Genomic DNA, 26811 nt, shown 5'->3' with positions numbered 1-26811 from the left:
GGCCGATGTGAAAGAACGGGCCGGCCCGAGACACTCGGGCCGGCCCTTTTTTTGGTCCGCACCATCGGACCGCGAGGCGCCGCGTCACGTCGCCGGGTATCAGGATGTCGGTCCGCACACCTGGACACGACCACGCCACCGACAGCCGGTATCGGTCCCCGAAACCGGGGCCGGCGCGGCAACCGGCCCCGGAGACGCCGACGGCGGCGCCGTGGCCGGTGCGGTGGACGAGGCCGTGGGGCCCGTCATCGGGTCCAAGGGCTCCAGGGCCTCGTATTCGGCCGCGAGCCACGGCAGGCGCGCCACAACATCCGGTCCGACCAGCCGCGTGGGCGCGCCCCGCATTCCGAATGACACCGGTGCCGGCCGCAGCATGTCTGGGCCGTCCTCCGTAATCTCCAGAACATGCAACCCGCGCTCGTTCAAGCCCGACGCGGTCAACCGGAACAGGCCCGTATAGCCACGGAATCCGGCGGGATCGGTCAAAAACCGGGTGATCGGATCCGACCCGGCCCCGACCTGATACCGCGCCTTGGCCCACCCCTGCGCCAGGGCGACCGCATCCATGGCCAGCCGTTCCAGCTTTCCAGGTCCGGCAAACAAACGGATCGCTTCGGGCTCCGACTCCGGCTCCGGCTCGGGCGCGGTGGCTGCCGGGGCTGCGTCCTCGCCATTCCCGCCGGTATCGGATCCGGTCGCCGCGCCGTCGTCCGTCTCGGCGCTGTCGTGGCCATCGGCGTCCATGGCGTCGGCGGTGCCCATCGGTCCGGACCCCGAAACGCGGGCCCCGGTCTGCTGCTCCGTCCAGGCGGGAGGCGTGCTGGTGCTGACGTACCAGCCCCCCTGCAGCGACCCCTCGGCGAACGCGCCCGGCCATTCCCACAGGTCCGTCCCGAGCAGCCGCACCTTCGGCGGTGTGGCGTCGTAGTATTCGAACAGGGCCGACAGGCCAACCAGCCCGATGCCCGCGGTCGGGATCACGACGGCGGTCGGATCCATGCTGGCCAGCTCCTTCACGAGGTCGACCTGGCTGTCATAGTCCAGGTCGGCCGGGAACAGCCGGCTGTCCACAAGCTGGCCTCGCGTGCCTCGCGCCAGATGCTCGCGCGTCGCCTGGGCGACCATGCGCGCGTAGCTCGTGTCCGGGCTGGCCACGACAACGCGGCCATGCCCTTGCGCGGCCGCGTAATCCAGCAGGGCGGCTGTCTGCTGCCCCGGTAGATGGCCCAGCAGATACAACCCCTCCCCCGCCACAGCGCGGTTGTTCGAGAACGACAGCGCCGGTACGCCCGCGCGCGCCAGCACGGGCTTGACCGCCTGGGCGGCGACGGAGAACAGTGGGCCGAGCACAAGGTCGGCCTTGCCCGCCAGCGCCGCGTCGGCGGCGGCGCGGGCGCCCTCTGGCGTTCCGTGGGTGTCATGAACGGTGAGGTGGATGCCCTGAGGCCCGGCGTCTGTGACCGCAGTGCGGGCGGCGGTCACCAGGGTCTGTCCCGTATCCGCCTGCGGCCCCGACAGCGGCACCAGCAGCGCAACGTTGAGGGGGCCCGTGGGTCGGACCGGAGTCTGCGCCCGCTGCGCGTTGGCCTCCGAACGGCCGGACGGCGTGGCCGATTCCCCGCCTGTATTCTGCGCCGTCACGCAGGCGGTCAACAGAGCACTCGCCGTCAGGGCGGCTGCCGCGCTGCGCACCGTTCGGGTCCATCCGGTCCGTCTTATCCCGGCCATGTCGCGTCTCCCGTCCATCGTGTCACCCCTTTTTTAGGCTTTCAAAAGCATACCCACCTCTGGTCCCCCAAACCACGGTCCGCGTGCGTCCTGCCATGTCGGGGCTCGACAGGCCGCGCGGGGTGTGACACAGGAAACGCATCCAGAACCTCCGACCAGAAGGCCACGACCCGTCCATGATCCGTCATGTCGTTTTGTTCACCTTGAAGCCCGGCGCGGATCGTGAGGAGGCCCAGGCGGGTCTGGCGCGCCTGGGAGAGATTCCGCATGTCCGAGCGTTTGAGGTTGTGCCGAACCTGAAGCGGGATCAGATCGGCAACACCGTGGATCTGGTGGTTCATGGGGTGTTTGACGATCCCTCGGCGCTCGACGCCTACAAGGCGCATCCGCTGTACGCCGAGGTGACCGCTCAGGTGCGGCCGTTGCGCGACCATCGCGTGGCGGCCGATTTTGTGACGACACTTTAACGCGCGCGCTACCCCGTACGTTCCGCCCGTCGCCAGCGGGATTCGGGATCCTGTGCGGTTTCAATCCGCGGGAGAGTCGGTCCCGGCGTCGGTTTGCGGTAACATGATGGCGCCGCGCCCGGTCCGGCGTCCGGTTGCGGCACCGGGGCTCAGCCCGACCGTTTCCACCCGCGACAGCTGCACACGGTGCCGTGTACGAAATCACACCGGATATTCTGCTTCGCGCTTACGCCTCGGGCCTGTTTCCGATGGCACGGGCGCGCACCGATCCAAAGGTGTATTGGGTCGACCCGGACCAGCGGGGCGTCTTGCCGTTGGAGGCCTTTCACGTGCCGCGCTCGCTGCGGCGCACGCTGCGCCGAAACACGTTCGAGGTGCGGGTGGATACGGCCTTCGAGGCGGTTCTGCGCGGCTGCGCGGAATCCATGCCGGATCGGCCCGAGACCTGGATCAACGAAGAAATCGAAACGCTGTTTATGGCCCTGCACACCCTCGGCCTTGCCCACAGTGTGGAAACCTGGCGGGATGGGGAGCTGGTGGGCGGCCTGTACGGGTTGGCGCTGTCGGCGGCGTTTTTCGGGGAAAGCATGTTTTCCCGGGCGACCGATGCGTCAAAGGTCGCGCTCTGCCATCTGGTGGCGCGGCTGCGGGCGGGGGGGTTCCGCCTGCTGGACACCCAGTTCATCACGACGCACCTGTCGCGCTTCGGCGCCGTCGAGGTGCCGCGCGACGAGTACCTCTTGCGTCTGGAGCAGGCGATGAGCCCGCCGCGCGGCCAGTTCTATTGCGATTCGGTCTCGGTCTCGGAGGCCGTGGCGTCGCTGGCGTCCGGGTCTTCGGCGGTGTCCGCCTCCGGGCCGCGATCGTCGCGGCATTCCAGCACCCAGACGTCGTAGATCGGGTGCTCCATGGCCGAAAGCGACGGGCTGGAGGCGAACATCCAGCCCTGAAACAGCGGCCGTCCGGGTTCGGTGTCACTCGGCGCGTGTTCCAGGATGGTCAGAAACGCGGCGTCTTCCGGGGTCTGGTCGGGGGCCGTTCGCCGACACGCCTGCACCGTGACGTCCACCCCGCCGAGGGTCGTGGGGGTGCCGACCGGCACGGTGACCTTATCCACGCGTGCCGTGGACTTGTCGAGCCACCGCAGGACGGCGAACGTGCTCTCGATCCGGGGCAGGTCGTCGGTGGACGTTCCGGGCGCGGGTCCGGCGGGGGGCGCCGCGCCGTTCGGGGCCTCGGAGGAGGCTTGTGCAAGCAGGACCGGGGCCGGTGCCCCGCCGCTGGGGGACGCGGCGGCCAGGCCGGTCAGGCTCATCGTGAGACTGCCACCGACGACCGCGCCCACGAGCCCCCGCCGACCCGCGCGCGGACGGCCGGACGCAACCGGACGGACTCGAGTGGATGGGGCGCCGACGGAGCGGCGGGTGGAACGAAGCCGGGACCGGAACACGCGAAACCTCCATGGCGGCGGACGGGGACATCCGCCCCCGTCTGTGACCCGTCAATGGGGCGGAAGCAAGGCATCGCCGGACCCGCCCGGGCCGGCGCGCGGATCAACCGCCCGTGGTGTCCAGCAGATACAGTATGTCACTGCCGAAGGAGTCCCGCTGCGCCTTCACCAGCAAGCCTTCGTCGGTGTACCACAGGTCGATGACGTCGTCGGTTTCGAACCGGAACCGGGTGGCGTCGACACTGCCGCCCCTGTAGGCGATGTGTTCGCGCCCCATCTGCGTCGTTTTGACCGGCGCGAGCGCGCCGCGCTTGGTGGTGATGACCTGTTTGGCGCTGAGAATGCCGTAGTTCCAGAAGCTTTTCGGGGGGGTGCGGGGCGGTGCGACGACCGTACCCTCGGACCCGATCACCTGGAAGCCGTCGGCGACCCGGGTTCCCTCAACGTGGAACGCATCGCCGTCGTCATCGGTCTTGGTTTCCAAACGGACCAGTTCGCCGTTTTCCCAGACCTCCGTGGCGACGTGCTGACTGGCGTAGGAATACACCAGCACGCTGACCTTGATGACCGTGCGGGTGACGACCGTCCGGTCGGCGCCGCGCGCGTAGACCTCGAACACGGTCTGGCCGATCCGGCTGTCGCCCCGAAAGATCCGATACGTCAGGCGCTGGTTGAAGGTGTAGCCGTCGGGCACGGCCTGGGCCGCCGCCGGACGCGGCGCCAGACCGGCACCAAACCCGGCCAGCAGGCCCGCCAGCAGTGCCGTGGTCACCACGGTCCGTCGCGTGACGACATCACCGCTCCGGCGTCGCCCGGGCGTCACGGGGGCGGTGCCGTCCGTCGGTCCATCCTGCATCGATCTGCTCCCTGTTCAGGCCCCCGCGCGGGCCGGATTTGGCGCGACTCTGTCGGTCGGTATTGGGTCCGGCCGGGTGCCCGGGAGAAGCCGCCGCCCTCACGCATCACGGGCAGGCGGCGTCCGGGGTTCCGACGGGCCGTTTGGCGTAGATTTTGATCGTGCGGATAAACGTTTCTTCATCGCCGGTGAGTCCGTCCTCCTCGCGCGAATAGAACTCAAGGACGCGGCCGGTCCGTCCGGCGCTGTAGGTCAGCACGCTGCCCGCCGATTTGACGTCGCGGCGGCCAATGAAATCGTCGTCGATGTAGAGGTTCAGGACGGCGTTGGTGAAAAAGCCGACGTCGTCGTGGGCGTCGACCTCGACCCGGTCGACCTCCATGGGGTCATCCAGGGTGACTTTGAGGGGGTTCGCGATGTCCGCGCCGCCGCCGCCCAGCGCGGCGTTTACGCTTTGGCACAGCACAAGCGTGGTCGTCAGGGTGGCCGAGGGCTCCGGGGCCGGCGATGGCGCGGCGCGGCGCGGCGGCGCTGGCTCGGCCGGGATCTGGATCGCCGGTGAGACCGCCCGCAGGCGGGTCAGACTGGCCTCGGTCAGGTAGCCGGTCGCGTGCAGGCTTTGCGCGCTCTGGAACGCCTGCAGGGCGTTGCGGGTCTGCGACCCGGGCACGCCGTCCACGGCGCCGGCGCTATGGCCCAGCGCGTTCAGGCGCGCCTGAACCTCGCGCCATTCGGCGCGCCCCGGGTCCAGCAGGGCCTCCCCAACCTCCGGGAGGACGTCGGCCTCGTCCTGGAGCAGCGCCTCCCCGCCCGGAACGCGGGCGAGTGTTTGCCACGCCGGGCCGGTCGGTCCCTCAATGGTCAGGTCCGCCCCAGCACGGATGAGCATGCGGGCGCTCTCCACATGCCCGTTCTGGGCCGCCAGGGTCAGTGCGGTGTGGCCGTCCCGCGCCCGGCGGTCCACCGCCGCGCCGGCGTTGAGCAGCGTCCGGATGCGGCGCTGGTCGTCGTCGCGGGCGGCCAGCATCAGGGAGGTGCGGCCGGCCGTGTCCATGGCGTCCGGATTGTTGCTGCCGTCGGCGCCCAGTGGACGCGGCGGGGGCGGTGACAGCCCGGTCGAGGGGACCGTGGCCACCGGATCCGGTCCGGATCCCGAGGTCGACGGGGACGTGCCGCCGAACGGCACGGGAGCCGGCGGAACGCCGGACCGGCGCGTGGTCGAGGTCTGGGGTGGAGTTGCGGGCGGGGTCGACGTCGGGGGCGTCGCGACTGCCGGAGGAGGGACCTCGGGACGGGCCGAGGCCGGGGGTGTGCCGGCGGGTGGCGGTGTCGTGGGCGCCGTAGTGGCGGGTGGCGTCGTGGCTGAAGGGGTCTCGGCCGATTGGGACTCCAGCTGCTCCAGCCGCACCTCGGCGATCGGCGCGTACGTACCGTCCGGCCAACGCGACAGATACTCGCGGTACAGCGCCGGCTCGTCGCTGTTCATGATGGATTGCCAGAACAGCGCCTCCTCGGACGTGCCGGGCTCCGGCGCGTTGGGGATGGAGGGCGCCGACAGCTCCAGGGAGCGTGTGCGCGGCGCCGTCGCGGTGGCGACCTCGGTCCGCGTGCCCTCCGGCGGTCGGAAATAGAAATGGCCGGTGACCGACGTGCTGACCCAGGGGACCTGCTTGCCGTCCGTTTCGTCCAGCACCGCGCGGCGCACCTCCAGGAACACGTCGTCCAGGTCGTGGCCGGGCTCTTCCATCGCCTCCACCAGCGCGGCGGTGAAGGGGCTGTTGGACCGGGACTCCCCATCGAGGGCCACCTGATCCGGGGCCGTGGCGTAGGCTAGGTAGGTGCCCGTGGGCGCGCTGGTCCGCGCCAGCCCGCGCGGCCCGCTGGAGCGCATCACGGACCGGAAGGGGTTGTCCCGGCATGCATCCAGGATGACGATGTTGAGCCGGTTCCGCGCGCCGCCCATGCGGGCGAGGATCTCGTTGATGTTGACGCCCTCGACCTCGACGTGAGCTTCGTCCTCGATCACCGCGTCGACCGGGATGAGGTAATTCTCCCCGTTCACCTGCACGCCATGGCCGGCGTAGTAGAACAGCCCGACCCCGCCGTCCGACAGCCGGCGGCCGAAGTCGATGTAGGCGCGGCGGATGTCTCGGTGCGAGGCGTCGATCAGAGTCGTGACCTCGAAGCCGACCCGACTCAGCGCGCTGGCCATGTCCAGGGCGTCGTTGGTCGGATTGGTGAGCGCGCCGGTTGGGTAGGCGCTGTTGCCGATCACCAAGGCGACGCGGTTTTCGCCCGGATCGAGGCCATCGGTGACCAGCGAAACTTCGGCCCGGCCCGGAGCGCCCCCGAGCACGCCACTCACCAGCATCATACACCCGACCATGAGCGTCAGGAGCCGCCGCGTGCGGATCCGCTGTCCGCCGCCGGTGTGCTCATCGGGGATGGCAGGGTCCGCGCCTTCGCGCGTGGGGTCGATCCTGTCCGTTCCCCGATGTGCCCACCCTGCCCTCTCGCATACGGGACCGTGACCCGGTGCCATCAGACGCCCCACCATGATTCGCTCTCCCGCCATCCCGCACACGCCGTTTTAAACGGATTTTAAGGTAGGAAAAAACGACGCGAACGGCCACCGTTCTGGCGGCATATGGCGGAAAACAGCGGTCGCCTCCGGAACGGACTCCCGTCTCGTTGCAGCCGGCGCATCGACTCGCGGCGTCGGAGAGCGTCAATGGCTATACAAAAGAAGCGTCCGGGATTACGGTTCCACCGGAGGGAGATGTTCGGAGGTCGCGGCCGACCATCTTTGGGTAGGGCAGTCCCGATGCAGAGTCGGATGGTCCGGAGACGGAACGTCGGCGAGCCATAGTCGCGAGAATGAGAACGATGACCGACCACAGACTGTCGATCCAGGACGTCAACCGATTGTTGGCCGATCCATCGGAGGACATGCGGGCCGAAACCGCTGAGAAACTCGCGCGTCAGATCGACGATCGCTCATTGACCGACGCCGAGCGCCGGATGGCCGAGGACATCCTGCGGCTGATGGCCCGGGATGCGGCCGTGCGCGTTCGCCAGGCGCTGGCGTTGAACCTGAAGGACAATCCGCTGGTGCCACACGACGTGGCCACGGCGCTGGCCCGCGACGTGGACAACGTGGCTCTGCCGATCCTGGAGTTTTCCGAGGTCCTGACCTCGGCCGATCTGATCGAGATCGTGCGCGGCAAGAGCACCTCGAAGCAGGTGGCGATCGCGCGGCGCAGTGTGGTGGACTCCGATGTGGCCGAGGTCCTGGCTCAGGAAGGGACCGCGCCGGCGGTCGAGGTCCTGGCCGGAAATCAGGGGGCCGATCTGAGCGAAGAGTCGATGCTGGCGATCGTGGATCGTTTCGGCGACAGCGAGCATATGCAGGGCGTGCTCATCAAACGCGAGGTGTTGCCGATTACCATCGCGGAAAAGCTGGTCAATCAGGTCTCGGAATCACTGCGTCAGCAGCTTTTGGAGCGTCATCCCCTGTCGGCCGAGGCCGCCGCCGAGCTGGTGCTGCATTCGCGCGAGCGGGCCACCATCGGGTTGTCCACCGGGTCCTCCGAACTCAGCGTGCAGCGGCTGGTCCGCCAGCTCCGCCAGCACAAGCGTCTGACGCCGTCGATCCTCGTCCGGGCCGCTTGCATGGGCGATATCGTGTTCCTGGAATGCGCAATGGCGGATCTGGCCGATGTGACGCTGCACAACGCCCGGATTCTGGTACACGATTCGGGCGACCTGGGTCTGCGTGGCATCTTCGACAAGACGGGGCTGCCGGAAACGATCTATCCGGCCCTGCGGGCCGCCGTCGATACGTTCCGCCAGACCGACTATGACGGCCTTGAAAACGACCGCGAACGGTTCAGCCGCCGCATGATTGAGCGAATCCTGACCCAGTACGGCGATTTGGGTGTTGATTTTGAGTCCGACGATCTAGAGTATCTACTAGGTCGGATGAGCCAGCTCCCGGCTGTTCTTTAGAGAGAGGCGGGCGCGGGCACGGTCCCGCCGGCCGCATCCAGACCTATCATGAAACTGTCATGCCTTTAAAAGGCGGACAGCGCTTTTCATTGGACAACGAATAGGACATGCTGGCCTTCGTTTCTGGCCCGCGTGCGCCGCGTGTGACCCATGGACGTCCCGGGCCGGTGGGAGAGCCTCGGCGGTCTGTCCAACCGGTCCCAACGGTCTTGTTGCGGCGTGATTGCACGCGGACGATCCGGGGATTGCGAGGGGCACATGACAGACGAGGGTTCGGCCCGGCCCACGGTGCCGCGGACCGGCGGGGCGGCCGTGAGCCCTCAGCCGGCGGCGGCCTGGGGTGATCCGTGGGCCGGTGGGCGCCATCCCGTGTGGTATCGCCCCCGCTTCACCATGTCGCATGGGACCGCCGCCCCGCCTGGACCGGACCACGCGCGGGCCCGCGCCCTCGGGTGGTCCGAGATCGCCGAACGCCTCGACATGGTCCTGCATCCGGTTGTCGGCACGCATTCCGGCCGCGTGCTCGGGGTCGAGGCGGTCATCGGCAACGCGGGCGCCCTGGGTTTCGCCTCACCGGACGATCTTCTCGACGGCGCGTTCGACAGCAGCGAGCCCGCCGATCCCTTGCGGGCGGACAACCGCTTGCCGGACATCGTACAGGCGGCCCACGCTGGCGCGTTGCGCCTGTTCGCGGCGCTGACCGAGCGGGCCTCGCTGAAGCTGTTCCTGTCCATCGATACCCGCATGATCGCGTGGGCCGATCCGCTGATCGCCCATCTGCGCGTGGAGGTGGAGCGCCATGGCATCCACGCCAGCAGCGTGATCGTAATGATCTCGGAGCGGCTGCCGTTCTTCAATCTGGACACCCTGTGCACGGGGGATCCGGCGGCGGCCGCCGCCCATACCGAGCTCTCGCGTCTGTTCAAGACCTTGCGGAGCCTGTCCGGCCGGCTGGCCCTTTCCGACTTTGGCGCCGGTACCGCCAGCCTGCCGCTCCTCACCCTGGCGCGGCCCGATCTGGTCAAGGTGGACCGGTTCTTCGTGCAAACCCAGGCGGCGGACCGCTCCCGGCGGTTGACCCTGGGCAGCCTGATCAATCTGGTGCACCTGATGGGCACTCAGGTGATGGCGGAGGGCGTCGAGACGGTCGACCAGTACCACGTCTGCCGTCAGGCCGGCTGCGATTACATTCAGGGGCCTCTGGTGGGACCGCCTGTGTCCGATCCCGCCGTGCTGACCGACGATTGCGCCGACATCCGGGCGTTGAACGAGACCGACAAGCGGGCCGCACGCAGCGATGCCGCGCTGATCACCTCCCAGACCCAGAGCATTGAGCCGATCACCCTGGGCACGCCGATGACCGTGGTGTTCGAGCGGTTTCGCCGCGCGCGAGACCAGACTTTCCTGCCGGCCGTCGATGCCTCGGCCGAGCCCCTGGGCATCGTGCGCGAGGCGGACCTGAAGGAATACACCTACAGCTTGTACGGCAAGGACCTGCTCAGCAACCGGGCGCTCGGCAAGACCCTGGACGAGTTCGTCGTGCGCTGCCCGGTCGCCGACGTGAACACTAAGGCGGAGCGGATCCTGGAGGTGTTTTCGGCCTCCGGCGGGGCTGAGTGCATTCTCATCACCTGCGACCGGCAATACATGGGCTTCCTGTCGGCGTCCTCGCTGCTCAAGGTCATCAGTGAGAAAAATCTGGCCATGGCCCGGGACCAGAACCCGCTCAGCCGCCTGCCCGGCAACAACATGATCAACGAGTACATTGCCGACGCGCTTCTGGACAATCAGGCCTTCTGGATCATCGTGTATCTCGATTTCGACAACTTCAAGCCGTTCAACGACGCCTATGGGTACCGCCAGGGGGATCGCGCGATCACCCTGTTCGCGGAGCTGTTGCGCAAGGAGCTGCCGCAGCACGATGTGTTCGTGGGGCACGTCGGTGGGGATGATTTCTTCGTCGGCTTCAAGGACTACGACGGGGATACCGCCGTCGACTTGATCGGCAACCTGATCGAACGCTTCCGCAACGATGTCGAGAGCTTCTACGACGAGGTGTCGCGCCAACGCGGCTATATGATCGGCCGCGACCGCGACGGCAACGAACGGCACCTGCCGCTTCTGACGGCGTCGGCGGCCGTGATCGAACTGCCGCGCGCCCACGCGGCGCGCAGCGCCGACGACATCGCCGGTCAGATCGCGGTCTACAAGAAAAAGGCGAAGCAGTCCGCCAGCAAGATCGCACGCGCCCGCATGGAGACCTGCGACGCTGTCGGATGCGGGGGCGGGGCCGCGCTGGGGGTGGGCGCGATCGGATCGGGCTAAGGCCGATCGCGTCCGACCCTTGCTTCGCGGCGCGGATCGGGCCATGTCTCCCCCATGATCGCCCGCTCCCCCGACAGCACGGCCCCGCCCCCGGCCGAGACGGCCGGCCCGTCCGTGAATGGCTGTTTCCTGGATCGCCTGCTGCTGATCGCCGCAGATCGTGGCGTGGCCGGCGATCGTGACCGGCTGGCCGAACAGTTCGGCATTACCGGCGATGGCTTTTCGCTCAGCACGGTGCTGGCGGTGGCTGAGGCGCTGGAGTTGCGGGCGCGGCACGCGCGGGTGCGGTGGGAGGATCTGCCGGCGCACACCGGGCACCTGCCCGCGCTGCTGATCTTCCGCGATGGAGCCACGGCCATCCTGGACGCGCTGGAGGACTGCGGCGCGTCGGCGGGGCCGGACGGCGATAGCCACCGCGTGCTGCTCCGGAATGAGGGGCCGCCGGACGCCCTGACCGAACGCCACCTTGCGCTTGATGCCACGGATTTGGGCCTGTTCTGGGCCGGGGACGTGATCCTTCCGGGCGATCCCGCGTCCTGAACCCCCGCCCCCCTGAACCCGTTGCGGCGGGCGCCGCGTTCGAGTGGATCAAGACGGACACGGGCGAGCGGGTCTTCCGGTCCTACTGAGCGGCGGATCCGTACCACGCGACCGCGCGCGCGATCTCGCGGCCGTCCGCACCGGCGGTCAGGGCGGACCCGACCCGCCCGCCCCGTTCGGCGTTCGGGTGTCCGGCATCGCGCCGGGCCACCACGGTGTCGTCCGGCCGGGCCTCCGCCCGAAAGCCGATCACCATGTCGCGGGGGCACAGAGGGGACGCCGCGACACCGTCGGCGCCCGCGTTCTCGCCCAGGCACCACGCGATCAGGTGGGTGTGGTTGACGTGGCCGTAGACGTCGATCTGGGCCGGATGCACGGGATAGGCCCGCTCGCGCGCGGCGCCGCCCGGGCTTGCGGGAACCGTGGGCGGCACGGTGGGCGGGACCGGCAGCAGACAGGGCCCCGTCGCCACGTCACCCAACACCGCCTCAATCGCCGCCACCGGTCGCCGAGTGGCCAGGTCGAACAGCGACCAGACCGAAATCGCGGCGCCGATCACCGGCTCATCCGCGACTCCAAGGCGATAGACGCGCAGGGCGCCGCGGCGCTCCAGCCCTGCCGGCCAGGTGTCCACGGTCACCGTTTCGCCGAGGCGGGGATAGCGCCGCACCGCCAGCCGCATGCGACTCATGACCCAGACCGCACCCCGGGCCATGGTCTCGGTCAGGCCCTGGCCGAAGCCGGCGGCGTTGCGGGCGGCGGCTTCCTGGCAGATGTCGGCGAGGCCGGGCAGGCTGATGGCGCCACCCGGCACTGCGTCGCGGACCCGGACGGGATAGCTGAGGTGGGAAGCGTTGACGGGCGCGTCGGCCCGCGCGATCGCGGGCCAGTCGGGGTCGGGCAGGCTCTCCAGCACGGAAACGGTCCTCGAACGGTCCTGGGGGACCCGGTTCATACCACCGTGGTCCTGCCGCTGTCTTTGCTTGCGGGCGCGGCATGCCGCGCTGCGATATGCACAGGGAGTTCGCGATGAAACACGCGCGATGGGCCTTCTCGTGCAGGGCCTTTGCGATGTGGGCGCCCCGCGTGGCCGTGACCGTGGCCGGGCCAGGCGACCGCACCCGTCCCAAGGATATGGTGCAGCGCACCCATCTGACAAAGGATGCCGATCCAGGCCCGTCGCGCCTAACCCCAGACCAGCACCGGCGCCTTATGGATGTGCGTGGTGTCGGTGATCTGACGGACCAGGAAGCGGGCCACGTCGCGGCGGGCGATCACGCCGTTGCGCCACTCGTGCGGCTCGGTCAGCACCGCATACCGCCCGAACCCCGGCCCGCCCACCAGGATGCCGGGCCGGACGATGGTCCAGTCGAGCGCACTGGCCTTGATCAGCTCTTCCTGCACGCTCTTGTCGTCGTAGGCGCGGCCCAGCAGCAGGCGGAACGGGACGCGCTGCGGGCAGGAGATGGCCGACCGGCAGTCCCCCGCGCCGAATCCGGTCACCGTGATCAGCCGGCGCACCCCCTGGTGCTCCATGGCCGGGAGCAGGACCCGCGTCGCCTCGGAAAACAGCGTCACCGGTTCCATCAGGGCGCGCGCGGACACGCCCAGGGTCTGGATCACCGTCTGCACGCCGACCAGCGCGGCGGCGACGTCGTCCGGGTTCAGGGCGTCGCCGCGCCATCGCTCCAGGTTCGGATGCCGGATGGGCAGGCTATCGGCGGAGCGGGCAAAGGCGCGCACGCGGTGGCCGGCCTTCAAGGTGGCGCGGACGGTGTCCCGCCCGATGCCCCGGCTGGCGCCGATGACGAGCACGGTCATGAGCGACTCCTTTCCTCCAATGGCGCATGCCGGTCTGTTTGCGCAATCGGGCCTCTCGCGCGCGCCGGCCGTTCGGTGTCATGATGGCCGGGCAACGACCAATCCTGGCCCGGCCGGTCAGGGGCTGTCCTCGCGGTGCCCCCCAGCCATGCAAACGAACCGCATGGCCGGGCGCGCGAGGGCTGATACCCCTTACAGGTCTTACGGTCATACCGGCCATGGCCCCCGGTTTGCGGACCGTCGACACGCGGTTGTCGTGACGGGGTCACCACGAAGGAGAGCCAGTCATGCAACTGACCGGGCTGCTGCACGGCGCCCCCTTGCTGCGCTACGTCGACTTTCCCGTCACCGAGGTGCTCGGTCCGGGGGCCAGCGAGGACGAGATCCAGGACCTGCTGAATCGGCACGGCACGGTCTTCGTCAAGCCGATCTTCAAGGGTGGCGTGGGGCGCAAGGGCAAGGCCGGTTTGGTCGGCGTCGTTCGCGACCTGAAATCGGCCTTGGCGGAGAAGGAGCGGCTGTACTTCGCCGAACATCGCCACGGCGCCCTCGTCGCCAAGGCCAACGGCGTGACGTTCGAGGCCGGGGTTCCGGCGCAGCATGAGGTCTATTTCTCCATCACGGACGACACCCACTTCCGGGCGCCGACCATGACCATCACCCACAAGGGCGGGATCGAGATTGAGGAGCTGGACCACAGCGAACTCGCCACCGTTCCGTTCGAGGCGCTGACCGGCCTGAAGGCCTTCGTCGTCGCCAATGCGCTGTCCGACCTGGGTGCCCCGCGCGAGATCATCTCGCCGCTGGTGCAACACCTGCCGCGCCTGTGGGACCTGTTTCACCACTACGGCATGACCACGCTGGAGCTGAACCCGATCCGCCTGCGGGCGGAGGCGGGCGGGCGCCTGCTGCCCGTGGCCTGCGACTTCAAGGCCGGGTTCGACCGCGACGACCCACGCATGGCGCGCCTGGGCCTGCCGGCGCACCTGTTCGCGGGCAGTGTTTCGGAGTTCGAGCACGAGGTGAATCAACTCCGCACCTATCAAGGCCAATCCGACGTCTTCGTCATCAATGAGCACGGAACCATCCTGGCGCCGACCTTCGGCGGCGGGGCCAACAGCCTGGTGACGGAGGTCCTGGGGGACAGCGCCATCATCTCGTCGGACTTCGGCGGCAACCCGCCGTACGAGAAGATGAAAGCCGTGGCCCGCATCTGCTACCGCCACTTCCTCCGCCAGTCGAACGTGCTGTTCATCATCGGCGGCAAGGCCAACAACACCGACATTCACGAAACCTTCCGGGCCATGGGCGACGCCCTGCGAGAGCATTTCGCGGAGCGCGGCCCCACCCCCTTGCATGTGGTGGTGGGACGCGGCGGACCCAACCTCATCCGTGGCTTTGGCACGCTGGCCGAGACTTGCGACGCGCTCGGGGTGCCGTACCGCTTCTTCGGCTTCGACAGCGCGATCTCGGAGGTTGTGGCCTATGCGCGCAAGGTCGACGCCTGGATGTCGGACGGCGGGCGGGCGGTGATCGCCCGCCACATGGGACTCAAAGAAGGCGGCCTCAAGGACGACGCCTGAGACGACGGCTCGGGAACAGGGAGCGAACGATGTATCGCCAAGGTATCGAAGGGTTCAGCTATTACCTCGGGATCCGATCCCTAGAGGATGTGGCGGCCCCCACCGACCGCGTCTGTGTGCTGAATATTCTGGGTGGGGAATCCCGCACGGTGACGCCGATCAGCCACGCCTTTTCGGGCGGCAACGTGGTCTACGGCACCGCGCCGGGACGCGGGACGCAGGTTCTGCCAACGCCGATCGGGGACGTGCCGGTCTACAACAACGTGCGCGAGGGCATGAACGCCGGTCACCGCTTCAACACCGGGGTCGTCTACCTGCCGCCGGCCGGGGTGCGCGATGGCGTGGCCGAGCTGATCCGGGTCAATCCGAAGCTGTCCAAGATCATCATCATCACGGAGAAGGTCGCGGTCCACGACGCCCGCGAGATCCGGGCCATCGCCCAGGCCAACGGCGTGGATGTGATCGGCGGCAACTGTCTGGGCGTCGCCGATTCCTGGAACCGGATCCGCTTGGGCGGCGCGCTGGGCGGGGACCATCCGGACGAGTCGCTGCGCAAGGGCACGGTGGCGATCTTCTCCAACTCGGGCGGGTTCACGACCACGATCGCGCAGTACCTCGCCACGGAAGGCTGGGGTACCACCACGCTGATTTCGTCCGGCAAGGACATTTACATCCATTACGCCGCGCGCGATTTCGCCTTCGCCCTGAGCAACGATGCGCGCACCAAGGCGGCGGTTCTGTACGTGGAACCCGGCGGCTACTACGAGCACGAGGTCGCGTTCGACAAGCCGGTGGTGGCCTGCGTGGTCGGGCGCTGGAAGTCCAAGCTGACCCGCGCCGTCGGCCACGCCGGCGCCATGGCGGGCAGCGGCGACAGCGCCCAGGACAAGGAACGCTGGTTCATGGAGACGTTCGGCGTCGACGGCCTGTGGACGCCCGAGACACCGCACGCCTCGGCCAAGGGCGCTGTGGTGGTGAACATCGCCGACATTCCGGCCGCGCTGACCCAGGTCATGGCGCTGAACGGGATGACCCCGGACTTCGCGCCGACCGGATCCCTCGCGCTGAAGCCGTGGATGGCGAACACCCAGGGCATCGCCCTCCCCGCCGACCTGGATCTGCCGCTGGTGCCGGCGATGGCGCCCTACGACGCGCAGATCGGCGCGCTGAGCAAGCGGATCGGCGCCGTCTTCGCCCGCCAGGGCATGAAGGATGCCTCCGGGGCCTCGGTCATGGACCCCAAGACCCAGGTGACGTCGGTGCATGGGCATTCCGTGCTCGATTTGGCGCTGGAGCCGCTGGAGGCCAGCTTCGCCCTGCCGCTGGTGCACGAGATCGCGGACGCGCATGACCGCGCGCTGCTCGACGTTGCGGTCTCGGCCGAGGTCAATCTGGTGGGTGAGCCGATGCTGATCGCCGCCGATGCGGCGCGCGAGGCCGGCAACGCTCCCAACGCCATCATGGCGGCGGCGGTGTCCATCGTGGGCCCGCGCCGGGTCGAGCGCCCGCTGGCCTGCGCGCGCACGCTGATCGACCTGTTCGCGCCGACGGGGCTGCGCACCGGGCGGGATCCGGCGTTCGACGTGACCATGGTCGCGGTGGACGAGGCCACCCGCGCCCTGTTCCTCGCCCGCCCGGACGAGGCCGCCGATCCGCGACCGGAGGCCATGCTGACCGCGGTGCGCGACCGGGGCTGCGATTCCGTGTTCCTGCGCTTCCTGGAGACGCTGGGCGGGCGACCGTCGCGTGATGCCATCCTGGCCGCCATCGCCACGACAATTGCCTGGGGACCGCTGACCCGCAAGCGCATCAGCCGCCTGACCGCCGAGACGTTGCCGTGGTACCTGCGTCTGTACGGGGTCATGGTCGGGGCCTCCATCGAGGGCCGCCACCATGAGCGCGGCAACCTGCACGGCATTCCCCGCCAGGAGCGGTTCAGCGCCTGGACGGTGGCCGACCTGTGCTATCTGGCGGTGACGGGCAAGCGGGCGCGCGGCGACGAGGCCAAGCCCCTGCAACTGCTCATCGGTCTGCTGATCTCCAACGGGCCGGGGTCCATCTCCGCCCAGGGCGCCAAGGGTGCGGTGGCGGCGGACGGCCCGCAAACGCCGCAGCGGGTGCAGATCAACACCGCGATGGCCGGGTTCCTGACCCACACCGGCTTCAGCCATGGCGGCAACGGATTCGAGGGCATGGCCTTCCTGTTGCAGCAGTTCGAGGGCAGCGGGCTGGAGGATCCGACCGACCCGAACCACGGCCTCGATCTGACGGCGATGGCGATGGCGTTCGCGGAGTCCTACAAGGCGGAGAAGCGCAAGGCCAAGGAACTCGGCCTGGAGACCCGCGCCCTGCCCGGCGTGCATCATCCGGTGTTCCGGGGCAAGCCGGTCAACCACGACCCGCGCGAGGAGTTCATCGCCCGGTTCATGGCGGAGCGCGGGGACTACAATATCTTCCACGCCTTCTACCGCGAGCTGGTGACGGCGCTGTACGAGGTCGGGGCCTCGCCCTACGTGTTCTGCGTGAACATCGATGCCGTCATCGCGGCGCTGCTGCTGGCCGTGCTGTGGAAGGACTACCGCTCCGGCGCCCTGACCGGTGGCGATCTGGAGACCGCCGCGTTCAACGTGTTCCTGTACGGCCGCATGATCGGCTCGGCCGCCGAGATCGACGACCACATGAACCGGGGCCGCAACATGGACACGCGCACCCCGGCCTCACAGTGCCGTTACGTGTCGTAGGCGACGGAAGGGTGTGGCGGGGGCGCCGGGTCAGCGCCCCCGGTGGCGGGGCGGGGGTCCGTGCCGCCGCCCCGGTCCGCCCGTTTTTGGCCGCCCGCCCTTTGGGCCGCCGGCTTTTGTGCGAGGTCCGCGCCGCCCGGCGGGGGCCGTCCCGTCGTCGTCCAGAACCTCGAACAGCAGGCCGCCGACCAGAGGATCGGCCTCACGCAGGCGCACCGTGACCGGCTGCCCCAGGCGGTAGACGCGGCCGTGCTCCCGCCCTTCCAGGCAGCGGGCGTCCTCGTTGTGCCAGTAGAAATCCGCCGGCAGCGTGCTGATGGGGATCAGGCCGTCGGCGCCGGTGTCGTCCAGGGTGACGAACAGTCCGGCGCGGGTCACGCCGTTGACGCGCCCGGAGAACGTGGCGCCGACCTTGCCGGCCAGGAACCCGACGATGAAGCGGTTGACGGCGTCGCGTTCGGCGGCGGCGGCGCGCCGCTCCGTGGAGGAGATATGCCCACCGATCTCGGCCAACTGCTCGGCCTGATCGTCCTCCAGGGCCCCCGCGCCCAGCCGCAGGCCCCGGATCAGGGCCCGGTGCACCATCAGGTCGGCATAGCGGCGGATCGGCGAGGTGAAATGCGCGTAGCGGCGCAGGCCGAGCCCGAAATGGCCGATGTTGTCCGGGTTGTACTCGGCTTGCGCCTGAGCGCGCAGCACGACCTCGTTGACCAAGTGTTCGTGTTCGGTGTCGCGGGCACGCTCCAGCACGCGGTTGAACAGGTGCGGGGTCATCACCTGCCCCGGCGCCAGGGAGATGTCGAGGGTGCGCAGGAAGTCACGCAGCGCGCCCAGCTTCTCCTGCGACGGTTCATCGTGGATCCGGTACAGGCAGGGTTCGCGTAGCCGCTCCAGCTCCTCCGCCGCGCAGACGTTGGCGGCCACCATCAGTTCCTCGATCAGGCGGTGGCTGTCGTAGCGGGCGCGCGGCTGGATGCCCAACACGGTGCCGTCCTCCCCCACCATCACGCGGCGTTCCGGCAGGTCCAGCTCCAGACTGCCGCGTTTCTCCCGGGCGCCGCTGAGGGCCGCGAACACGCCGTAGAGCGGGCGCAGCAGGGGCTCGACCAGTGGGCCGGTGGTGTCGTCCACGGTGCCGTCGACGGCCATCTGCACCTGGGTGTAGGTCAGCCGCGCCGCCGACCGCATGATGCCGCGCCGGAACTGGTGGCGGATCTTCTGACCGCGCGCGTCGAACCACATCTCGACCGCCAGGCAGCCCCCGTCCTCGTTCGGCCGCAGGGAGCACCAGCCGTTGGACAACGCCTCCGGCAGCATCGGCACCACCCGATCCGGAAAATAGACCGAGTTGCCGCGCCGCAACGCCTCGTCGTCTAGGGCGTCGCCGGGCCGGACGTACCAGGCCACGTCGGCGATGGCGACCATAGCATGCCAGCCGTCCGGGTTGTCGGGGTCCGGGTCGGATTCGGCCCAGACCGCGTCGTCGAAATCGCGGGCATCCTCGCCGTCGATGGTGACCAGCGGGACGTCGCGCAGGTCGTCCCGATCCTCGGGCGGGGTCGGTCCGGCGGCTTTGGCCTGATCCTCCGCCTCCGGCGGCCACTCGGTCGGGATGCCGTGGGTGTGCAGGCAGATCAGGCTGACCGCGCGCGGGTTGGCGGTGTCGCCCAACCGGTCCAGCACGCGGGCCATCCGCAGGCCGTAGGTGCGGCCGGGCACGATCTCCGCCTCGACCAGGTCGCCAAGCCCGCCTTCGCCGCGATCGGCCGCCCGCACGATGTATTCGTTGCGGTCGCGCTTGTTGGTCGGGCGCAGGCGCCAGCCGTCCGGGCCCTCGGCCAGAACGCCGAGCAGGCGGGTGGGTGCCGAGGCCAACCGCTTGATCGGCTTGGCGACATAGCTCGAGTCGCCGTCGCGGGCGACCCGCGCCAGCACCCGGTCGCCGACCCCGATGGCGGCGGCGTGGCGGCCCTTCATGGGCAGTACCAGCACGCGCGGCGGCGGGCCCAGCTCGTCCGCATCCCACGTGTCCGGGCGGGCCAACAGCTCGCCGTCCGCGTCGGTGCCGTGGACGGTTAGGACGGTGACTTCGGGCAGGGTGCCCGGGGGCGCGAAGCGGCGCTTGCGGCCGCGCTGCACCGTTCCGTCCTTCTCCAGGTCCTTCAGCAGGGCGCGCAGCAGCGGGCGTTGCTCGGCGTTCAGATTGAAGGCGCGCGCGATCTCCCGCTTGCCCACGTGGTCGGGGTTGTCGCGGATGTAGGCGACCACCTGCTCTCGGGTGGGAAACGGCGCCTGCTTTTTCGGTGTCTGGGGTGGCACGACAGCGGCGATCCTTGTGGCGAGGGGTGAGCGCCGAAGGGCGGGGCGGCAGGACGCGGAGTGCGGGGGCCGTGCGAGTCGGCGGGACGGGCGACGCGGCGTGGTCAGACCTGCGGATCCTGGGCGGATCTTTCCGGACCGGTTCCCTCCGCGTCCGTCTTGGCCGAGTCCTTCGCGGCGCGGTCCGCCCGACGCTGGGCCTTGCGGCGTTCGCTGGCCGCCCGGCGTGCGATTTTCTTGGCGTGGTAGCGGCGCGACACCCGCAGGCTCAGACGGTACCCAAAAAATCCGCAGATGATGACCCAGGGGATCGACCCAACCACCAGAGGCAGGCCCCAGCCGGCGACGATGTCCACCAGATAGACCCACAACGCGGCCCAGAACCCCATGTCGGCGCCGAAGGTGCCTTGCCACAGCGCCACGAAGGTGTCGAAGCCGCTGATATCGTCCCAGTGCCCCAGCAGCACCTGACCGGTGACGTAGTAGGCATAATAGAACGGCAGAATGGTGAAGGCGTTGGTGACCCATGTCCAGGCCAGACCCAGCACCAGGCTGAAGTTCCAGGAGAACAGGCGTGTGGTGATGATCCAGGTCAGCGCCACCATCATCATCTGGATGCCGACCAGCGGGGTCATGGCCCAGATCAGGCCGATCATGACGCCGCGCGCCGTGTGCTCCGGGGCGTGGCCGCTGCGCAACAGAGGGATGACCAGCCGATAGCGGACCAGTCGGGTGCTCTGCTGCCACCAGGACAGCCGACGGCCGGACGGGGACAGACGGGCGTCCGGTCGCGCTGCGTCGTCTGTGTGGGGGGATGGGCCGGGTCGGGCGTGTCCCGGGGCCGCGGCCCGATCGGAGGAGGGGCGTCCCTGGTCCGACGCCGTCATGTCGCGCATCGCTCTTTGCCTGAGGTGTGCCTCGGTGCCGATCCCGGTGGTCCAACCGACGGCGGGGCGCGTGGCTCGGCCGGTGCGGCGGACCCTCCGGCACCGTTCCGCGCATATAGCACTTCGCGGCGCGTGGCGCATCCCGGGCGAAACGGATATTCGATGATTTCGGCCCCGACGTACGGTCGATCGGCCCGGACCGGTCTGGTGGGTGCCACATATACGAAAAGGGAGGGGCAAAGCCCCTCCCTTCCGTGCAGTCGATCCGAGAACCGACCACCAAGCGGATTGCGCTAAGCTTAGAAGCTCAGGGCAACGCCCATCAGGCCGGCGGTGATGTCGCGGTCGTCGCCGTTATCCTTGTCGTACGCCGTGTGGTACACCGACGCGGTCAGGTTGATGCCCGGGCCGAGGATGTACTTACCGGCGACCTTGAAGTGATCGATGTCTTCGTCGTCGCTGGAGAGCTCGTTGTTGATGTTGGTGTAGTTGAAGTCCAGGCCGTAGGGGCCGTTCTCGTAACCAGCACCGACCTGCCAGACGTCGATGGTGTTGTCGTCGCCTTCGTGGTCCCACACACCGTAGGCGCCGCCCAGCTCGAAGCCGGCGTAGCTCAGGGCCGCGGCGCCGCGGATCAGGTCACGATCCGGGGTGGACGCGGAGCCGTCGTGGTTCCAGTAGCCGACGTCGGCGTGGATGCCGATGCCGCTGAACTCGTTGTTGAAGGCCAGACCAACGGCATACATGTCCTTGTAGCCGCCTTCGGTCTTCCAATCGCCGAACTTCGTGCGATCGTTGCTGTTCGCGGCGTAGCTGGCGGCACCGCTGAAGCCGAAGAAGGACGGCGTGGTGTAACCAACCGAGGTGTCGTCGCTGGAGTAGTAGCTGTAGCTCAGCGTGTCACCGAATTCGAGGTCGGCACCAGCCGGCTTCGGGCTCCAGTCGCCAACAGCCTCATCCCAGTCCTGACCGCCCTGGTCGGAGCCGCCCCAGGACTGGTTCATGACCACGTCCTGACGGTTGCCGAGCTGCAGCGCGCCGAAGCCGCCGGACATGGTGATGTAGGTTTCGTCGGCGTCGTCGCCGCCGCCCTGGTCGGCTTCCATCTGAACGACGGCCTTCACGGTGATGCCGTTGTCCAGGGTGGTGGAGCCGGTGAAGTACAGCTCGGTGTCGGTCTGCATGCCGGTGGAGCTGTAGGTCTCACCCGCGTTGTCTTCGACGTCGCCGAAGCCGAACCAGACTTCCTGCTTACCGCCGATGCCGAGCTTGATCTTTTCCGCCTGGGCGCTGCCAGCGAAAGCGGCAGCGGCGATCAGGGCCGTCGTGCCGAAAAGAACCTTCTTCATGACTTCTCCTCTCATTCTCGCCTGAGTTTTGCGGACCGACTGTTCTGGGAGCCGGTCCGAAGGCAGAATTCCCGCCGGTCTCGCCGGGTTCGCTTGAGGATAAAGACACGCGGGGGCCGGGTTCGTCAACGACACTGCTGCCCGGGAAGCACGCAAATGCAGAGGGCGTGGCGGCGGGGCAACACCCCCCTTTCGGACCCCCTGCGCGGCCCCATTCGCGCCACCGTCGGCGCCGCCGTCCGGCCGACGTGGCGCCCCCTCGAACGGGGCGCCACGGGCCGCGTGTGGACGGGAAGTTAGAAGCTCAGGGCGACGCCCATGAGGCCACCGGTCACCTCGCGATCCTCGCGGGCCGCGTCGTCGTCGTAGTTGGCGTGGAACACGGAGGCGCTCAGATTGACGCCCGGGCCCAGAACGTACTTGGCGCCGACCTTGACGTAATCAGCCTCGACGTCGTCGTCGGCATCGTCGGTCTCGGACTGGCCGTAGTTTGCGTCAAAGGCGTAGGACTCGGCGACGTACGATGCGCCGATCTGCCAGGTGTTGACGGCGTTGTCGTCGCCCTCATAGTCCTGAACACCGTAAGAGCCGCCCAACGTGAAGCCGGCATAGCTCAACGCGAGCGCGCCGCGGATCAGGCTGCCGTCCGGCGCGCCGCCGGCGCCCTGCTGGTCCCAATAGCCCACGTCGGCGTGAACGCCGATGCCACTGAATTCGTTGTCGAACGCGCCGCCGACGGCGAACATGTCCTTGGCGCTGCCGGTCTTCCAATCGCCGAAGCCCACGCGGTCGCGGGAGTCCGGCGTATAGCTGGCGGCACCGCTGAAGCCAAAGAACGACGGGGTCGTGTAGCCGATCGACGTGTCGTCGACCGAATAGTAGTTGTAGACGTAGCGGTCCCCGAAGCCCGGGACCCAGTCGAACGCCTCGTCCCAATCCTGGGCGGTCCGTTCCTCGCCGATCCAGACCATGTTGGCCACCACGTCCTGGCGATTGCCGAGTTGCAGGGCACCGAAGTTGCCGGACATGGTGATGTAGGTTTCGTCGGCGTCATCGCCGCCGCCCTGGTCGGCCTCCAACTGGACGACGGCGCGGACCGTGATGCCGTTATCCAGAGTCGTGTCGCCGGTGAAGTACAGCTCGGTGTCGGTCGACATACCGGTGGAGCTGTAGGTCTCGTCCGCATTGTCTTCGACGTCGGCGACGCCGAACCAGACTTCCTGCTTGCCGCCGATGCCCAGCTTGATCTTCTCAGCCTGTGCCGTGCCCGCGAAACTGGCCGCGGCGATCAGGGCCGTCGTGCCAAAAAGAACTTTCTTCATGACGTATCCTTTCATCACCCCACATGCGTGGGACTCCGCGCGGCGAAGGGCGGATGGGGACGGTCCCTCCCCCGTCCCGCGCGGATCGGGAGCGAGCCCCCCCGGCTCCGTCCGCCAAACCCGCAACACCATCAGGGATAACGGCATGAGCGCGCGCGCCCGGTCAATGCGGCAGCGCACCATCGCTGTGCGGTTGCGAATATTTCGCATTTCGTGCGACAATTCCGCCACAGATCCCTCACGGCGGGTGAGAGTCCCACCAGGACACAGCTCTTCGCGGTTTTCTGCATGGCCTCAAAACAAACCGCGCCCGCACGGTCGATGACCCTGCGGGCGCGGTTGCGGATGCGGTGCGTGGCCGGTTCGGTCAGGCGGGGGGGGCGTCAGGTCCCAGCAGGCGCTGGACCAGCCGGACCCAATAGGTCGCGCCCAGCGTCAGGATGTCGTCGTTGAAGTCGTAGCCGGTGTTGTGGAGCATGCACCCGGCCTGCCCTGGCCCGGCGCCCAGCCGGACATAACACCCGGGTTTTTCCTGCAGCATGAAGGCGAAGTCCTCGCCGCCCATGGTCGGCTGGCCGTCCGGGTTGACGTTGGCCTCGCCGACGATGCTGCGCATGACCTCGACCGCCAGGGCGGTCTCGTCCGGGGCGTTGACCGTGGGCGGATAGCGCCGCTGGTAGTGGTATTCGGCGCTCACGCCGTGCGCGGCGGCGATGTGGTGCGCCATCTCGCCGAGGCGCTGTTCGATGGTGTCGCGCACCTGCGGCGACAGCGACCGGGCAGTGCCGCCCAGCGTGACGGTGCTCGGGATGGCGTTGAAGGCCTCGCCGCCGTGAATCATGGTTACCGACACCACGGCGGAGTCGATGGGGTTGATGGTGCGCGACACGATGGTCTGCGCCGCGCTGACCAGCGAGGCGGCGGCGGTCACCACGTCCGTGCCCAGGTGCGGCATGGCGCCGTGCCCGCCGTGCCCGGTGAGGGTGATGCGGAAGGTGTCGGTGGCGGCCATGATCGGCCCCGGGCGCACGTCGAAGGTGCCGACATCCTGCCCCGGCCAGTTGTGCAGGCCCCACACCGACTCGACGGGGAATCGCTGGAACAGGCCGTCCTCGATCATCGCGCGGGCGCCGGCCTCGCCTTCCTCGGCGGGCTGGAAGATGAAATGCACCGTGCCGGCGAACTCCGGGGCCTCGGCCATCGCCTTGGCCGCACCCAGCAGCATGGCGGTGTGCCCGTCGTGGCCGCAGGCATGCATCCGCCCCTCGTTTTGGGAGCGATGCTCGAACGTGTTGGTTTCCTGCAATGGCAGGGCGTCCATGTCGGCGCGCAGGCCGATGGCACGCTCGCCGGGATGGCGGCCTTTCAACGTCCCGACCACGCCGGTCTTGCCGATCCCGGTGTGCACGTCCAGGCCCCAGGCGCGCAGCTTCTCAGCCACGAGGCCGCTGGTGCGTTCCTCCTGGTACGCAATTTCGGGATGCGCGTGCAGATCCCGGCGCCACGCCTGCATGTCGGGGCGCAGGGCCTCGATGCGTTCCATCGGTCCCGTGTAGGTCATCCACCATCCTCCGTCGGGTCTTCGGCCGCCGGTTCGGTCGCCGTCGCGGCGCCGGACGTCCTGCGATACCGGAAATCGCAATGCGACGCGCCCGCCATGATGGTCTGGCTGCGGGTGAGTGTCATGCGCGAATCATAGCCGCAAATGAACTGACCATCGCGGTTGCACGACAGAATGTCGCCGATCGACCGCACGCCGAGCGCCTCGTACAGCTCCGCATAGCGGCACCGCACCACATTGAAATCGAGTTGGTCGGGCCCGCGTTCAAGGACCTCCAGCCGCAACGCGTCGTCCTGCTGCCACAGTTTGAGGCGGTCGGCGAAGGTCTCCAGGGTGACCGAACCCTGCGCCCGGTCCTCGGCCGCCATGGCGGCGCCCGCCCGTTCGGCCATGCGCGTCACCGCATCGCGCAGCATGGTGCGCGCGGCCTCCTCCCCAGCATGGGCGACCATGGAGTCGAAGACCTCGCGGGCGAACTCCGCCTCGATGCGGCGGCGTTCCAGGATCGATAGGGTCGGGCGGGGGGCGGAATCCGTCGGGCGTTCGGAGTCGTCCGTCATGGCGCGGTCCTTCCGTGCGGCTATGGGGGAGCCGCGCGAACCAGGATTGGCCTGGGCACGGCCGGTCTCAGCTCAGGCCCTGGCGTCCGATGGCGAGGAACCGCTCGCGGCGGCGGGCCCGCACGGCCTCGCCGGACAGCGGCAGTAGCTCCTGCAGATGGCGCTCCAGTGCGTCGCCGACGGCGTCGATGGCGACCTCCGGGTTCCGGTGGGCACCGCCCAGCGGCTCCTTCACAATCTCCTCGATCACGCCGAGCGCGTCCAGGTCCTGCGCGGTCAGCTTCAGGGCGTCGGCGGCGTCCTGCGCCTTGTCGCCGCTGCGCCACAGGATGGAGGCGCAGCCTTCCGGCGAGATCACCGAATAGATGGCGTGTTCCAGCATCAGAACAACGTTGCCCGCCGCCAGCGCGATGGCGCCGCCGGAGCCGCCCTCGCCGATCACGCAGCACAGCAACGGCACGCGCAGATCCAGGCAGGTTTCGGTGGCGCGGGCGATGGCTTCGGCTTGGCCGCGCTCCTCGGCGCCCTTGCCCGGGAACGCTCCGGCCGTATCGACCAGCGTCAGCACCGGCAGGCCGAACCGCTCCGCCAGGCGCATCAGGCGCTGGGCCTTGCGGTAGCCTTCGGGGCGCGGCATGCCGAAGTTGTGCTTCACCCGGCTTTCGGTGTCGTGCCCCTTCTCCTGGCCGATCACCACCACGGCCTGCCCGCGGAACCGGCCCAGGCCGCCGATGATGGCCTGGTCCTCGGCGAAACTGCGGTCGCCGGCCAGCGGGGTGAAATCCTCGATCAGGCGGTCGATGTAGCGCAGGCAGTGCGGCCGGTCCGGATGCCGTGCCACGTGGGTCTTCTGCCACGGGGTCAGCTTGGCGTAGGTCTGCTGAAGCTGGCGTTCGACCTTCTGCTGAAGGCGCGCCACCTCCTCGACGATATTCATGCCATCGGCGTCGCCGAGATGGCGGAGCTCGGCAATCTTGCCTTCCAGCTCGGCGATGGGGCGTTCGAAATCCAGGAATCGCATCAGGGTGTCCCACGGCGCGGACGGGGGGAGAGAGGCACGGCGACATCGGACGATGCCAGCCGCACCGCGCCTGCATCTATCACGCCGCAGGCCCCGCCGGAACCGGAAAGATCGCACGGCCTGTTTGCCGTCGGGGTCACTTTCCAGGGACGGGGCCGCCGCGCGGGCTGTGCGGAGGGGGCGTGGGTCCGCGTGAGGTGTTGCCGCGAGAACACGCCGCCGCGACCCCGAGGGCACGGAGTCCCCGCCGCTTTTGCCGTCTCGGGAAATCCG

General features: G+C 68.8%; 20 protein-coding genes. 7 read left to right on the top strand and 13 right to left on the bottom strand.

The window, feature by feature from the left end:
• Positions 1-99: 99 nt before the first annotated feature.
• The gene (locus tag GGD82_RS11265) at positions 100-1728 is read right to left on the bottom strand and encodes a penicillin-binding protein activator (RefSeq protein ID WP_184013272.1); all 1629 of its coding nucleotides are present in this window, start codon (positions 1726-1728) and stop codon (positions 100-102) included.
• 176 nt (positions 1729-1904) lie between these two features.
• Here GGD82_RS11265 and GGD82_RS11260 point away from each other — a divergent pair, with 176 nt between their 5' ends.
• A complete protein-coding gene (locus GGD82_RS11260; RefSeq protein ID WP_150061759.1) occupies positions 1905-2195 on the top strand; it encodes a Dabb family protein in 291 nt (96 codons plus the stop codon).
• A gap of 191 nt (positions 2196-2386) precedes the next feature.
• Positions 2387-3091: a leucyl/phenylalanyl-tRNA--protein transferase gene (gene aat, locus GGD82_RS11255; RefSeq protein ID WP_150061758.1), complete on the top strand. Its 705-nt coding sequence runs from the start codon at positions 2387-2389 to the stop codon at positions 3089-3091.
• Here the strand turns inward: aat and GGD82_RS11250 are convergent.
• The 3 genes from GGD82_RS11250 to GGD82_RS11240 form a co-directional block, all read right to left on the bottom strand.
• Positions 2977-3510: a DUF2155 domain-containing protein gene (locus tag GGD82_RS11250; RefSeq protein WP_150061757.1), complete on the bottom strand. Its 534-nt coding sequence runs from the start codon at positions 3508-3510 to the stop codon at positions 2977-2979. The two genes, aat and GGD82_RS11250, sit on opposite strands and share 115 nt — an antisense overlap.
• Positions 3511-3748: 238 nt before the next feature.
• Positions 3749-4501, bottom strand: a complete 753-nt coding sequence (locus GGD82_RS11245) for a DUF6134 family protein (RefSeq protein ID WP_150061756.1) — start codon at positions 4499-4501, stop codon at positions 3749-3751.
• A 106-nt stretch (positions 4502-4607) separates the two neighbouring features.
• Complete coding sequence (locus tag GGD82_RS11240) at positions 4608-6875, bottom strand: caspase family protein (protein WP_170284218.1); 2268 nt, start codon at positions 6873-6875, stop codon at positions 4608-4610.
• 512 nt (positions 6876-7387) lie between these two features.
• On the opposite strand from GGD82_RS11240, the gene spbR reads away from it, so the two are divergent.
• The 3 genes from spbR to GGD82_RS11225 all read left to right on the top strand — a co-directional run bounded on the left by spbR (position 7388) and on the right by GGD82_RS11225 (position 11374).
• Positions 7388-8509, top strand: coding sequence for a SpbR family protein (spbR, locus tag GGD82_RS11235; protein ID WP_150061754.1), 1122 nt, complete (start codon positions 7388-7390; stop codon positions 8507-8509).
• A gap of 258 nt (positions 8510-8767) precedes the next feature.
• Complete coding sequence (locus GGD82_RS11230) at positions 8768-10834, top strand: GGDEF domain-containing protein (RefSeq protein WP_170284217.1); 2067 nt, start codon at positions 8768-8770, stop codon at positions 10832-10834.
• A gap of 54 nt (positions 10835-10888) precedes the next feature.
• Positions 10889-11374, top strand: a complete 486-nt coding sequence (locus GGD82_RS11225) for a cysteine peptidase family C39 domain-containing protein (RefSeq protein WP_150061752.1) — start codon at positions 10889-10891, stop codon at positions 11372-11374.
• 82 nt (positions 11375-11456) lie between these two features.
• Here GGD82_RS11225 and GGD82_RS11220 read toward each other — a convergent pair whose 3' ends face one another.
• Positions 11457-12290 (bottom strand): acyl-[acyl-carrier-protein] thioesterase, encoded by an 834-nt coding sequence (locus GGD82_RS11220; RefSeq protein WP_170284216.1) that lies wholly within the window; start codon positions 12288-12290, stop codon positions 11457-11459.
• A gap of 269 nt (positions 12291-12559) precedes the next feature.
• Positions 12560-13195, bottom strand: a complete 636-nt coding sequence (locus tag GGD82_RS11215; RefSeq protein WP_150061750.1) for an NAD(P)-dependent oxidoreductase — start codon at positions 13193-13195, stop codon at positions 12560-12562.
• Positions 13196-13482: 287 nt separating this feature from the next.
• On the opposite strand from GGD82_RS11215, the gene GGD82_RS11210 reads away from it, so the two are divergent.
• Both GGD82_RS11210 and GGD82_RS11205 read left to right on the top strand, forming a co-directional pair.
• The gene (locus GGD82_RS11210; RefSeq protein WP_150061749.1) at positions 13483-14778 is read left to right on the top strand and encodes an ATP citrate lyase citrate-binding domain-containing protein; all 1296 of its coding nucleotides are present in this window, start codon (positions 13483-13485) and stop codon (positions 14776-14778) included.
• Positions 14779-14807: 29 nt separating this feature from the next.
• Positions 14808-17519 (top strand): CoA-binding protein, encoded by a 2712-nt coding sequence (locus GGD82_RS11205; protein WP_150061748.1) that lies wholly within the window; start codon positions 14808-14810, stop codon positions 17517-17519.
• A gap of 30 nt (positions 17520-17549) precedes the next feature.
• On the opposite strand, the gene rnr is transcribed toward GGD82_RS11205, so the two are convergent.
• The 7 genes from rnr to GGD82_RS11170 all read right to left on the bottom strand — a co-directional run bounded on the left by rnr (position 17550) and on the right by GGD82_RS11170 (position 26538).
• Entirely contained in the window at positions 17550-19838 is a 2289-nt protein-coding gene (rnr, locus tag GGD82_RS11200) for a ribonuclease R (protein WP_170284215.1), read from the bottom strand.
• Positions 19839-19942: 104 nt separating this feature from the next.
• Positions 19943-20725, bottom strand: coding sequence for a DUF2062 domain-containing protein (locus GGD82_RS11195; protein WP_170284214.1), 783 nt, complete (start codon positions 20723-20725; stop codon positions 19943-19945).
• Between the two features lie 299 nt (positions 20726-21024).
• A complete protein-coding gene (locus tag GGD82_RS11190) occupies positions 21025-22074 on the bottom strand; it encodes a porin (RefSeq protein ID WP_170284213.1) in 1050 nt (349 codons plus the stop codon).
• Between the two features lie 296 nt (positions 22075-22370).
• The gene (locus GGD82_RS11185) at positions 22371-23396 is read right to left on the bottom strand and encodes a porin (RefSeq protein ID WP_170284212.1); all 1026 of its coding nucleotides are present in this window, start codon (positions 23394-23396) and stop codon (positions 22371-22373) included.
• A gap of 367 nt (positions 23397-23763) precedes the next feature.
• A complete protein-coding gene (locus GGD82_RS11180) occupies positions 23764-24957 on the bottom strand; it encodes a M20 aminoacylase family protein (protein WP_246163774.1) in 1194 nt (397 codons plus the stop codon).
• Positions 24954-25517, bottom strand: a complete 564-nt coding sequence (locus GGD82_RS11175) for an L-2-amino-thiazoline-4-carboxylic acid hydrolase (RefSeq protein ID WP_150061744.1) — start codon at positions 25515-25517, stop codon at positions 24954-24956. The genes GGD82_RS11180 and GGD82_RS11175 overlap by 4 nt, the downstream gene beginning before the upstream one ends.
• Positions 25518-25584: 67 nt before the next feature.
• Positions 25585-26538, bottom strand: a complete 954-nt coding sequence (locus GGD82_RS11170; RefSeq protein ID WP_150061743.1) for an acetyl-CoA carboxylase carboxyltransferase subunit alpha — start codon at positions 26536-26538, stop codon at positions 25585-25587.
• Between the last annotated feature and the right edge of the window lie 273 nt (positions 26539-26811).

The sequence above is a fragment of the Roseospira marina genome (genome assembly GCF_014197855.1).
Taxonomy (GTDB): domain Bacteria; phylum Pseudomonadota; class Alphaproteobacteria; order Rhodospirillales; family Rhodospirillaceae; genus Rhodospira; species Rhodospira marina.
The sequence above is the reverse complement of the archived record's forward strand: the minus strand, read 5'-3'. Positions and strand labels throughout refer to the sequence as shown.